The sequence below is a fragment of the Achromobacter sp. RTa genome (assembly GCF_000757485.1).
In the GTDB taxonomy this organism is placed as follows: Bacteria; Pseudomonadota; Gammaproteobacteria; order Burkholderiales; family Burkholderiaceae_B; genus Achromobacter.
This window is the reverse complement of the sequence record NZ_JPYO01000022.1, coordinates 106422-118090: the sequence shown is the minus strand read 5'-3', so window position 1 is coordinate 118090 and position 11669 is coordinate 106422. Positions and strand designations below refer to the sequence as shown.

At 65.2% G+C, this 11669-nt stretch carries 8 protein-coding genes; 3 read left to right on the top strand and 5 right to left on the bottom strand.

From position 1 onward, the window contains the following. Positions 1–27: 27 nt before the first annotated feature. Together JL37_RS07325 and JL37_RS07320 are read right to left on the bottom strand one after the other, a co-directional pair. Positions 28–1140, bottom strand: coding sequence for an alpha/beta hydrolase (locus tag JL37_RS07325; RefSeq protein WP_156124241.1), 1113 nt, complete (start codon positions 1138–1140; stop codon positions 28–30). A gap of 31 nt (positions 1141–1171) precedes the next feature. Further along, complete coding sequence (locus JL37_RS07320) at positions 1172–1525, bottom strand: cyclophilin-like fold protein (protein WP_231570311.1); 354 nt, start codon at positions 1523–1525, stop codon at positions 1172–1174. Positions 1526–1767: 242 nt separating this feature from the next. Between JL37_RS07320 and JL37_RS07315 the strand changes: the two genes are divergently transcribed. Then, complete coding sequence (locus tag JL37_RS07315) at positions 1768–2676, top strand: LysR family transcriptional regulator (protein ID WP_043542974.1); 909 nt, start codon at positions 1768–1770, stop codon at positions 2674–2676. A 1-nt stretch (position 2677) separates the two neighbouring features. Here the strand turns inward: JL37_RS07315 and JL37_RS07310 are convergent, their stop codons facing one another. After that, on the bottom strand, positions 2678–4747 hold the full coding sequence (locus JL37_RS07310; RefSeq protein WP_043543055.1) for a TonB-dependent copper receptor: 2070 nt from the start codon (positions 4745–4747) through the stop codon (positions 2678–2680). Positions 4748–4992: 245 nt separating this feature from the next. Further along, positions 4993–5397 (bottom strand): DUF2946 family protein, encoded by a 405-nt coding sequence (locus tag JL37_RS07305; protein ID WP_043542972.1) that lies wholly within the window; start codon positions 5395–5397, stop codon positions 4993–4995. Positions 5398–5641: 244 nt separating this feature from the next. Here JL37_RS07305 and JL37_RS07300 point away from each other — a divergent pair, with 244 nt between their 5' ends. Continuing rightward, entirely contained in the window at positions 5642–7498 is a 1857-nt protein-coding gene (locus JL37_RS07300) for an ABC transporter ATP-binding protein (RefSeq protein WP_043542970.1), read from the top strand. Positions 7499–7562: 64 nt separating this feature from the next. Here the strand turns inward: JL37_RS07300 and JL37_RS07295 are convergent, their stop codons facing one another. Then, positions 7563–9485 (bottom strand): alkyl sulfatase dimerization domain-containing protein, encoded by a 1923-nt coding sequence (locus JL37_RS07295; protein WP_052096934.1) that lies wholly within the window; start codon positions 9483–9485, stop codon positions 7563–7565. Between the two features lie 389 nt (positions 9486–9874). Between JL37_RS07295 and JL37_RS07290 the strand changes: the two genes are divergently transcribed. After that, entirely contained in the window at positions 9875–11461 is a 1587-nt protein-coding gene (locus JL37_RS07290) for a diguanylate cyclase (RefSeq protein ID WP_052096921.1), read from the top strand. Positions 11462–11669: the final 208 nt, after the last annotated feature.

The window sequence follows — 11669 nt, the reverse complement described above, 5'->3', positions numbered from 1 at the left end:
ATCGATTGCGTTGGTGTTCATGAAGTATCAGGCCGCCCTTGCCAGGCTCTGCTGGAAGAATGCGGCCAGCTTGTCCCATGGAATCAGGTCCACCCGGTCGTACAGGTCGACGTGGCCCGCGCCGGAGACCCAGACTAGTTCCTTGGGTTGCGCCGCGCGCTGGTAGGCGTCCTGGCTGAACTCCCTGGAGTGGGCCTGATCCCCGCTGATGAACAGCAGCGGACGCGGCGATATCGTCTCGATGTCATTGAACGGATAGAAGTTCATGAATTTGACGTTGCTCGTCAGCGTCGGATGCGTGGTTGTCCGTGGCGTAGCCCCGGCGGGGGTATATTCGCCGCGCGGCGTGCGGTAGAACTCATAGAATTCGCGTTCGATCGGGCCGGAACGAGCGGTCAGTTCATGCACCGTGCCACTGGTGTATGCGAGCGGCCCTCCGGCGAACTCCAGGTCTCGCTGCCGCGCCGCCTCGGCGACTATGGCTTTCCGCTGGTCCGGCGTCAGCGACTTGTTCAATGCGTCGCGGTTGGCGGCGCCCATGTCATACATGCTGACGGTGGCGACGGCCTTCATTCGGGGATCGATCTTGGCCGCGCTGATGACGAAGCTGCCGCTGCCGCAGATGCCGATGGCGCCGATGCGCTCCCGGTCCACCGAGGGTTGCGTGCCCAGGAAATCAAGCGCCGCGCTGAACGCTTCGGCATACATATCGGGCGAAACGCGGTTGCGAGGCCCTTCACTCTCTCCCCAGCACGGCAGGTCGATCGAGAGGGTGACGAAGCCGCGTTCGGCCATCTTGGTCGCATACAGATTCGCGCTCTGCTCTTTGACCGCACCCATCGGGTGGCCGACGACGAGGGCCGGGCTTCCGGCATTGCCATCCAGCGCGTTGGGCATGTAAAGATTGCCCGCCACCTCCATTTCGTACAGATTCCTGAAGCGCACTTTCTGCACGCCGACCCGATCGCTCGTATAGAAGTTGGCGGCATCGGCGGGCTGGCGGGGCACCGCCTCCCGCGTTTGTTGCTGCGAGGGAGAGGCCAGCGCGGCGCTGGCGGCCGACAGCGCGCCCAGCGCGGCCACGCCGGTGCCGACCGTGCTCAGAAATTCACGCCGTCTGGCGTTTTGCGGGATGGACATGGTTTGGACTCCTTGCATTCTTGCGCCGCGTTCAGGGCTGGGCGCGTTCGATCCGCAGCCGATACGGGCCGCTGCGCGCCAGGATGGCCAGGCCCCCGTCCACCTTACCCAGCGGCAGCAGGCCCCGCGAATAGGCGCGGGGCTCGATGAAGAGCGCCAGGTTGCCCCACGGGGCGTAATGGGTCAGTTCGCCAGCCGCGGGCGCCATGCCCTCGGGCGCCCCCTGCGTGGACAATTTGCGCGGCAGCCCGGACACGCGTTCAATCGTGGCGTAGTCGTCCATGGTCAGCGTAAGCGGCAACAGCGAAGCAAAATCGCGTGCCGTGGGGTTGTCGTACAGAGTGGCCGAGGCGACCTCGCCAGCGACGATCAGGCATATCTTCATGGTGGAATCCTCGGTGGATGGACTTGAGGGCCGGGCCACGGCATGGCCCGGCGTACAAGCGGCCAGCCCCAGGAATGAGCAGGCCAACAGCGCCAGCCATGCGTTTCGGCATCGGCCTCCGGGCAGAGTGTTGAAGCTTTTCATGGACGATATTCTTGCGGAACCGGGGGTTCCCGACTAGCTAATGAATTCTTAATGGGCTTATAAGCTAGACTAATCAATCGTCACGACACTCCGGAAAAATGGCCCGGCGCAACCTCAACGACCTTCTCTACTTCGTCACGGTGGCCCGTGAAGGCAGCTTCACGCGCGCGGCATCATTGCTCAACGTGACCCAATCGGCCCTCAGCCAGGCCATCAGCGGCCTGGAAACACGGCTGCAGATCCGGCTTCTCACGCGGACCACGCGCAGCGTCTCGCCCACGGCGGCGGGAGAAAGGCTGTTGAACGCCATAGGAAATCGCTTCGACGAAATCGAGGCGGAACTGGACGAGCTGACCGAGCTGCGCGACAAGCCCGCGGGCACCGTCCGCATCACCTGCGGCGACTACGTGCTGCACAACATCCTGTTGCCCAAGCTCACGCCCTTGATGCGCGAGTACCCGGACATCAAGCTGGAATTCGACGTGAACTACGGCTTTCGCGACATCGTCGCGGATCGCTACGATGCGGGCGTGCGGATGGGGAAGACGATCGACAAGGACATGATCGCCGTCCCCATCGGGCCGCCCCTGCGGCTGGCGGTGGTGGGATCGCCCGAATACTTCAAGACCCGCCCTTTTCCCAAGGTGCCGCAGGACCTCATGGAGCATCCCTGCATCAATCAGCGCATGCAGAGTTCGGGCGGGCTGTACGTCTGGGACTTCGAGCGGCGCGGGCGCCGGGTCAATGTGCGCGTGGACGGCCCGCTGATCTTCAACACCACCCAGCCCCAGATAGACGCGGCCCTGGCGGGCCTGGGCCTTACGCTGCTGCCCGACGACGAGCTGGCGCCGTACCTGGCGGACGGCCGGCTGCTGCGCGTGCTGGAAGACTGGTGCCCCAGGTTCGAGGGCTACCATCTTTACTACCCCAGCAGGCGGCAGCCCTCGCCCGCGTTTTCGCTCGTCGTCAACGCTTTGCGCCTATCGACCCGCCCCCCTTCCGCCTGAGTCAGTACTTGAAACTCACCCGAGCCCAGAACGTGCGGCCCGGTTCGTTCACCGCCGTATTGGCGGCATAGCCGAAGCCGGCGTTCCCCGCCAGGTTCAGGTGCTCGCTGTAGGTCTTGTTGAACAGGTTGTCCACGCCCATCGACAATTGCACCTGCTTGTTGACCGCGTAGCCGCCGTTGATGGAGAAGATGCCGAAACCCGCGCTGGGGCCGAAGTCCTTGCCGACGACGTTGCCTTCGTTCAACGCGTAGCGCTTCTGCGCGGCGACGATGCGCCACAGCGCGCCGGCCGACCACGTACCGTCGTCGTAGGCGGCGCTGAGCTTGGCCTCCAGCGGCGGCATCTGGGGCAAGGCCCTGCCGTCGCTGCGGTTCTGCCCCCAGGCGTAGGCCAGCGTGGCGCCCAGCTTCCAGCTGGGCGCGATCTTGTAGGACGCCCCGAACTCGCCGCCCGCGATCCTGGCATTGACGTTGGTCGCCTGGGACGAAGCCCCCATCATGCCGCCTGAGGTGTAGTTGAACAGGATGTAGTCATCGATGTAGCCGGCATAGCCCGAGAACCAGGCATCCAGCGTTTCGGTCTTGTACTGCGCGCCGAAATCCAGCTGCGTCGTCTTCTCGGGCTTCACGCCCTTGAAGGCATTGGCGGATCCGGCCGGCCCCCGGTCCGGGGAAAACAGCTCCCAGTAATCGGGAAAGCGCTCTACGTGCCCGATGCCGACGTAGACCGTGGCGGGAACGCTTTCCAGGTCATGCTCGTACCGCAGGAATCCGCTGGGCAATGTATCGTTGCGGCGCTCGCCCGCCGTCGGGTTGGGCATGGGCATGGGCATCATCATCCCGCCATCGTCCTGGCGGAAATCCTTCGCGGAGGCCCAATCCACGCGTGCCCCGCCGATGACGCGGCTGTCGCGCGCCGCGCGCCAGGTCAGTTCGCCGAACAGCCCGGTATTGGAAAAGTCCGCGTCCTTGACCCAGGGCTGGCTGCGATACGAGACGGGGCCCATGCCGCTGCGGGACCGGTGGCGGCTCTGCTGGAAATCCAGGCCGGCCACGAGATGGACGTCCGCGGACAGGTTCCACGTGCTGGCGAAGCGCCCTCCCCAGGTTGCGCGGTCGACGTCGGAAGCCATCGCCATCGGCATCGCGCTCATCGGATCGGGCGCGCGCAGGGTGTAGTTGTCCATCACGTGGTCGGCGTAGTTGTAGTACAGCTGCGCTTCGATCTTGTTCAAGACGGCGCCGATGTTGCGCTTCTCGAACCGCAGGCCGAAGCTCTCGCGCTTGAACTGCGATCCGTCCATGCCGCGCCCGGCGTAGCGCGCCTCGCCGTCGCCGGTGCCCGCCGTCAGTTCGTAGACGGTATCGGCATCCGGGGTGAAGCCCAGCGTGACATCGGCGTTCCATTTGTCCCAGCGCGAAGGCACCTTGTTGCCGTCGCCGTCCTCGTAATCCTGCGAATGGGAGTGATTGGCCGTGATGCGCGTGTACACCTTTTCATTGCCCACGGTGAGATCCGCAGCCTGGTCATTGCGGCCGAAGGAGCCGCCAAGCAGGCTGCCGTCGAAGCGGACGCCTGCTTCGGTGAACCTTGGCGTGTCGCGATCGAATTTGATCGTGCCGGCCGAGGCGCCAGGCCCCCACAACACCGTCTGCGGCCCCTTGATGACCGTGAGCTGATCGAAGTTCTCGGGGGAAATATAGGAGCTGGGCGCGTCCATGCGGGCGGGGCAGGCCCCCGGCATGGAGGTCCCGTTGGTCAGCAGGTTCAGGCGCGAGCCGAACATGCCGCGCAGGACCGGGTCGCCGTTGGTTCCGCCGTTGCGGATCGAGGAAAAGCCCGGAATGGTCTTGAGGTAGTCGGTGCCATCGCTGGCCGGCAGGGGCTGGCGCGGGATCTTCGGGTCCGTCGTGAAGGTCAGCGGCGCGCTGGGCGCTACGCCGGTGATCACCACCGGATCCATCGTGGCGACGCCGTTGGCGCCGGCCGCCTGCGGCCAGGCGGGAAAGGAAACGGCCAACGCGGCCGCAAGGCAGGTCATCCGCAGAAAGTCATTTTGCTTGTACATGTCGGGATTCTTGGAAAGGTTCTTGACGCGCACCCGCCGCCGACCGCAGCGCCCGCGGGGCGCTGTCGCTGATCGACGGTGGTTCCGGAATGCGAAATCGGTCTGCGCCGCGCCGGCGTCGCCAGTACCCAGTCCGCCGCCCGGGCTAGGGCCGCCCGGGCTGGGGCTGAAAGCGGACTGGCGCGTGGCGATCCGCGCGCGGCCGCTGGCCGCGCACTCGGCGCACCGATAACGTTTGGAGAGGGTCAGGCCAGGAGAGGCGGCGCGCGCGATTTCTGCGGCAGTCGAGCCAGCGCGCTGGAGAATGGAATCTCGATGTTCGGCCGCGGCAGGACGGGCGTCGCCGCGGGCAGGAGCCAGGCAAGAACGAACAGTTCCGGAAGCGTGGAGCCGCCCAGCATCGCGCAGCCCGCGGTGCAACAATGCGGCAGGGCTCCGCTATGCTGCTCCATGTCCTGCCCGGGGGCCTGGATGTCGAGGGTAACGACGCGCGGCCCGCTGGCCGTGCAGATGATGGTGGTGGCGCCCGCCTTGCCCGATGCAAGGCCGGACGAGGCCAAGGCGGAAGAGGCGATCAAGGCCTGGAAGACGAACAGAAGCGCTGCGGCTAGCGCGACACATCGTCTCCTGGCGTTGGCTCCCGTGTACATTTGTATCCTTTGATCGGCGCAGATGGTATCACGCGAAAGCGGACCAGACGCCCCGCAAGCCGCCGCTGCGGGGACGAATTGGGCGTGACCATGATCTTCGACAATAGTCGGCCGCGCCAAGGCGATCGAGGCCGCGTTTGAGCCCCGGCCAGCCGCCTTTTACTATCCGTCTCACATCCGCGGCGATAGCCGCAACCCTGCCATCAGCCAATGGCAGTCCTTGTTTCCTGCTCCGGAGGCCATCTTGCTCCGTTCGTTCGAACGTCTTCTCGACCCTTTCCCGCCAGACGAGGCGCCGCCCCCGCCCAAGGGCCTGGCCTCTTTCCTCTGGGCCTGCACACGCGGGGCGCGCCGCTATATCGCCGCCCTCGCAGTGCTCAGCGCCTGCGTGTCCATCTACGAAGCCTGGCTGTTCTCCTTTCTTGGGCAGATCGTGGACCTGCTGACCGCCTGGCGCGCCGGCCAGGACGCTGCCGGGCATGAGCGCAGCGTGCTGTGGGGCATCGGCATCGTGCTGGTGACAAGCATCGTGCTGGTTGCGCTGCGCACCATGGTGCAGCATCAGGTGCTGGCCATCAACCTTCCTTTGCGGCTGCGCTGGGACTTCCACCGGCTCATGCTGAAGCAGAGCCTGTCCTTTTTTTCCGATGAATTCGCCGGACGCGTCACCACCAAGGTCATGCAGACGGCGCTGGCCGTCCGCGAAGTCCTGCTCACCTTCGTGGAGATCGCGCTCGGCATCGGCGTGTACTTCATCACCATCATCGCGCTGGCGGGCGGCTTCGATCCGCGGCTGATGCTGCCCTTCATCGCCTGGATCGCGCTGTTCGGGCTTGCCATGCTGTACTTCGTTCCGCGCCTTGGGAAAGTCGGACAGGAGCAGGCCCATGCCCGCTCTTCCATGACGGGGCGCGTCACCGACGCCTATACCAACATCACCACGGTCAAGCTGTTCTCGCACACCAAGCGCGAGGCTCACTTCGCCCGCGCGGCGATGGAGGATTTCAAGGAAACGGGCTTTCGCCAGATGCGCCTGGTGAGCCAATTCGAGATCGTCAACCAGGCGCTGGTGGTCGCGCTCATCCTGGCGGCGGGCGGCTATGCGCTGTGGCTCTGGGACGCGGGCGAAGTCGGCACCGGCGCCGTGGCCGCGGTCACGGCGATGGCGTTGCGGATCAATGGCATGTCGCACTGGATCATGTGGCAGATGGCCTCGTTGTTCGAGAGCATCGGCACGGTGCAGGACGGCATCGCCACGCTGACGCGCGCGGCCAAGGTACAGGACGCGCCGGGCGCGACCACGCTGGCGGTCACCCATGGCAAGGTCGAGTTCAGCAATGTCCATTTCAACTACAACGGCGAACGCCAGGTGCTCGACGGCCTGGACCTCACGGTCCGCCCCGGCGAGAAAATCGGCCTGGTGGGCCGCTCGGGCGCTGGGAAATCCACGCTGATCAATTTGCTGCTGCGCTTTTATGACCTGGACGACGGCCAGATCCGCATCGACGGGCAGGACATCGCCCAGGTCACGCAGGACAGCCTGCGCGGCGCGATCGGCATGGTCACCCAGGACACTTCCCTGCTCCACCGTTCGATCCGCGACAACATCGCCTACGGCCGCCCAGATGCCACCGACGAGGAAATCCGCAAGGCCGCCACGCACGCCCAGGCGGACGGCTTCATCCGCGAATTGAGCGACCCGCAAGGCCACACCGGCTACGACACTCTGGTAGGCGAGCGCGGCGTCAAGCTGTCGGGCGGGCAACGCCAGCGCATCGCCATCGCGCGCGTCATGCTCAAGAACGCCCCTATCCTGCTGCTGGACGAGGCCACCAGCGCGTTGGACTCGGAAGTGGAGGTGGCCATCCAGGAAAGCCTGGACGAGATGATGGAAGACAAGACCGTGATCGCGATCGCTCACCGCCTGTCGACCATCGCCGCCATGGATCGGCTCATCGTCATGGATCAAGGGCGCATCGTGGAACAAGGCACCCATGCCGAACTGCTGGCGAAGAACGGCATCTATGCGCGGCTGTGGCGGCACCAGAGCGGCGGCTTCCTGGGCGAAGAAAAGGACGAGGCGCTCGACGCGCTGCGGTGAGATCGCGCGTCTCGAAGCGCAACACATGGCCGCGCGCCAGCGCGCGGCCATGACGGAGCCTTCCTCAGGGCGTCACGATGTTGAACCAGAACTCGAAATTGTCGAGCGCGGCGAACATGTCCGTGATCTGCTGCTGGTCGCCCGTCACCTTCACATCCCCCTTGGCAATGGCGTCCTTGAGCGTCATTTCCTTGAGCATCATGCGATTGAGGGTATCGCGGCTGAGCGTCATGCTGGCCGTCGGCTCCTTCGACTGCTTGCCTTCGGTGTGGTTGAGCACGCTGTTCACCATTTCCAGCATGTACTTCTGCTGGGTATCGGTGAAGTCGAGATTGAGGACGACGTGCTTGCCCGCGGCCTTGTCGCGGTTCAGGCGCACTGCGAAGTAATCGAACAGCATGTCGAGCGTCATCGCGCGCACCGTGTCCGGGCTGGCCGTATCCGGAACGGGCAGCTTCTGCACGCCTTCGCGCAGCTCTTTGGCTCCGGTCAGGTAGAAATTGCGCCACGGCCCGCTTTCAGCCTGGTATCCCATCTGCTCCAGCGCGTCGGCCTGCAGATTCCTGGCCTCCTGGTTGTTTGGGTCGGCGAAAACCGCGTAATTCACGACTTCGGCCACCCAGCGGTATTCGCCCTTCTTGTAGTACTTGCGGGCTTTCTTCAGGATGGCCGGAATGCCGCCCATCATGTCCACGTAGCGCTTGGAAGCCTCCTGGATGGGCAGCGTATGCAGCGTGGCCGGGTTGCCATTGAACCAGCCGAGATAGAGCACGTAGGTTGCGCGCACATCATGGTTGACCGAACCGTAGTAGCCCCGGTTGGAGAACTTGGTGGCGATGGCCTCGGGCAGCTTGACCCGTTCGGCGATCTCCTCCTTGTTGTAGCCCATGTTGGCCAGGCGCAAGGTCTCGTCGTTGATGTAGCGGTACATGTCGCGTTGCATGCCCAGCTGCTCCTGGACCTCCTTCTTGCCCCACACGGGCCAATGGTGCATGGCGTACATCACCTCGACGTCGTCGCCCCACAGGGCCAGCGCTTCGTTCAGGTACTTCGACCACGCCAGCGGATCGCGGATCTTGGCGCCGCGCAACGAATAGGTGTTGTGCAGCGTATGGGTGGAGTCCTCGGCCGTGTTCAGCGCCTTCTTTTCCTTGATGTAGTACAGCATCTCGGCAGGCGCCTCGCTGCCCGGCGCATACAGGAATTCGTATGTGAGTCCGTCGATGGTGCGCGTTTCGCCCGTCTTCTCGATGATGTCCGTGGGCGGTATGAGCGTGACCGTGCCGGCGGAAGTTGTGGTGCCCAGGCCCGCGCCGACCTGCCCCGTGGCGCTGGGCGGCAGCAGGTTGCCGTACATATAGCTGGCGCGGCGGCTCATCGCGGTGCCCGCCATGACGTTCTCGGCCACGGCATGCTCCAGAAAGCCCAGCGGCGCGTAGATCTTGACCTTGCCAGCCTTGACGTCCGCCTCGTCCACCACGCCGCGCACGCCGCCGTAGTGGTCCACGTGGCTGTGCGTATAGATCACTGCCACTACGGGCTTCTTGGGACGGTGCTGATAGTAGAGATCCAGGGCGGCCTTGGCCGTTTCGGTGGAAATGAGCGGATCCATGATCGTCAGGCCTTCCTTGCCTTCGACGATGGTCATGTTGGACAGGTCGTAGTTGCGCACCTGGTAGATGCCGTCGGTGACCTGGAAGAGCCCCGAGATATTCAGCAATTGGGACTGCCGCCACAGGCTGGGATTGGCGGTGTCGGGAGCCGGCGCGCCCTCCTTGATGAAATCGTATTTGGCCGGATCCCACACCAGGTTGCCCTGCGCTCCCTTGATCATGCCCGCGGGCAAGGGAGCGATGAAGCCTTTGTGCGCCAGCTCGAAGGAGGTCTTGTCCGAGAACGGCAGCGCCTTCAACAACGCCGCGTTGGCATCCTTGGTCGCGGTCTCGGCGGGTTTGGGTTGCTCTGCCGCCCACGCGCCGGCTGCCATCGATACCGCGAACGCCGTCAGCGCCGCTTGCGCCAGCCGGTGCCTCGGCGCCTTGGCGCAAAGGGATCGGCGCGCCTGGAATTCGGAAGGGACGTACGCACTGCGGGGGGGCTTCATCATGACTTGCCTCCAGACGGGGGTTTGGATAAGCGGCGCGGTAGGGCCGCTCAGTCAGGCAATGAGGTCACGCGTATGCAGAAGGCTGTGCGCCTGGCCATTGCGCGAAACGCCCGGCGATGCATAAATCCTACACAAGTTTTCGATGGTATCAATCATGGATGCTACAAATGCAACTGCGCCCATGCGCTGCGCCAGCGTCGAATCGCTGCTGGCGGACCTGAGCCACGGCGCCTTCAATCCTTCGATGCAAGTCCAATGCGGGAGCACCGATGACCGGACAGCCAGGCGGGACATCCAGCGGCAGGCGCAAGGTCGGCCTGCTTGCCGTACTGACCGCGCTTGCGGTGCTCAGCGTCTCGGTGGGCTTCGTCAACGCCCTGTACTCAGGCTATCAGGTGCAGAAGGCGCAGGTGATCGCGAATTCGCTGGCGTCCAACCGCGCCTATGCCGAAAAGCTCGCCGAGGTCGTGAATATCTACGTTGGCGCGGTGCACCGGCTGTTGCACGCGGGCGCGCAGCGCCTGGCAGCGCAAGAGCACGATGCGCCAGCGCTGCAAGACGAATTGCATCGCCTGGCCAGCCAGGCGGATGCCGTGGACTCCGTATGGCTCGCCGACGGCGCGGGCCGCATCGCCGCAAGCACCGCACAGGCCGCAGCGCCAGAGGGCGGCATCCGGCGCCTTGCCGACCTGGGCGTGCGCGAGCTGCGCGCGGGCGAATGGGTGACGCGGCTCCCCGGCGATGCTGGCCCAGCCCTGATCCTGGTCGAGCCGGTGGCGCACGGGCCCGGCGGCTCCCCGGGCTTTTTGGCCATGCTGGTCGCCCTGGACGACGGCAGCGGCATGGACCGCGTGATCAGCGGCCAGGCGCCCACCGACGCTGCCTCGGTGTTCCTGGTCAGCAACACCGGCGAAGTGCTGTATCGCAGGCATGAAGCGCACACGGCGCTCGTGCTGGCCAATCTCGCTCCAATCCGGCAAGCCGGCGCGGCGTCCCTGGAGGATGCCGAGGGCAACACCATACTCACCGGTTACGCGCCCCTGGAAAAGGGCAATTGGGCGATCGTCACCCAGCGAACGCTCGACCAGGTTCTCTCCCCGGTTCGCGCCCTGCTGGCGGAATCGCTGCGCTTCTCGATACCGGCCTTCGTGTTCACGCTGGCGCTGGTCTGCGCCCTGGCCTATGCGATCGCCCGGCCCTTGTCGCGGCTCACCCGCGCCATGGCGGCCGGCAAGAATGCCGGCCAGGACCTGAACCGGCTCAATGCCTGGTACACGGAGGCCGACACGCTGCGCGAGGCGGTCAAGGCCAAGTTGGCGCAGCACCGGCGCGAAGTGGGACGACTGAACCGGCAGACGCTGACGGATCCGATGACCGGATTGATGAACCGCCGGGCCTTGGACGAAGCGCTCGCGGAGTATGCCGACAAGCAGACGCCCTTCGCGGTCATTGCCCTGGACCTGGACCATTTCAAGCGCATCAACGACACCTATGGCCACAGCATCGGCGACGAGGTGCTGATCGCGCTGGCGCATGCGCTGCGGGGCGGACTGCGCGGCCAGGACCGGCCCTTCCGGGTGGGTGGCGAGGAGTTCATCGCCTTGCTGCCTACCGGATCGGCCGAGCTCGCCGCCGAGGTCTCCGAACGCCTGCGCGCGGCCGTCGCGGGGCAGGAAATGCCAGAGGGCGTGGGCCGGGTTACGGTGTCGATCGGCGTCGCCTTGTGGCCCGCGGATGGCGCCACGAGCGCAGCCGTGATCCAGCGCGCCGACGAGGCGCTGTATGCGTCCAAGCAGGCCGGGCGCGATCGCGTCACCTTGTGGCGTGCGCCTGCCGGCGCGCCGCCCGTTCCGTGAGGCGGCGCGAGCGCCGTGGCCCCCATGTTGCAGGCGGGCGACAGCGCGCGCCGCGCGACAAAGTAACGACTGGTTGCCCTCTCTGCGGACGTCTTGCCGCCTCGGCCAGTGACCGCATATTTCGGCGCATCCATTTCTCAAGGAAATAATCCGTCACATATTACGAATGATTTCAATCCATAATCGACGCAAGTAAATGCCACTGGCG

Excerpts from the sequence above, each read along its gene's own strand:
- JL37_RS07305 (WP_043542972.1), bottom strand. The coding sequence starts at position 5,397 with ATGTACACGGGAGCCAACGCCAGGAGACGATGTGTCGCGCTAGCCGCA.
- JL37_RS07295 (WP_052096934.1), bottom strand. The coding sequence starts at position 9,485 with ATGGCAGCCGGCGCGTGGGCGGCAGAGCAACCCAAACCCGCCGAGACC.
- JL37_RS07315 (WP_043542974.1), top strand. The coding sequence starts at position 1,768 with ATGGCCCGGCGCAACCTCAACGACCTTCTCTACTTCGTCACGGTGGCC.
- JL37_RS07310 (WP_043543055.1), bottom strand. The coding sequence starts at position 4,747 with ATGTACAAGCAAAATGACTTTCTGCGGATGACCTGCCTTGCGGCCGCG.
- JL37_RS07290 (WP_052096921.1), top strand. The coding sequence starts at position 9,875 with ATGACCGGACAGCCAGGCGGGACATCCAGCGGCAGGCGCAAGGTCGGC.
- JL37_RS07320 (WP_231570311.1), bottom strand. The coding sequence starts at position 1,525 with ATGAAGATATGCCTGATCGTCGCTGGCGAGGTCGCCTCGGCCACTCTG.
- JL37_RS07325 (WP_156124241.1), bottom strand. The coding sequence starts at position 1,140 with ATGTCCATCCCGCAAAACGCCAGACGGCGTGAATTTCTGAGCACGGTC.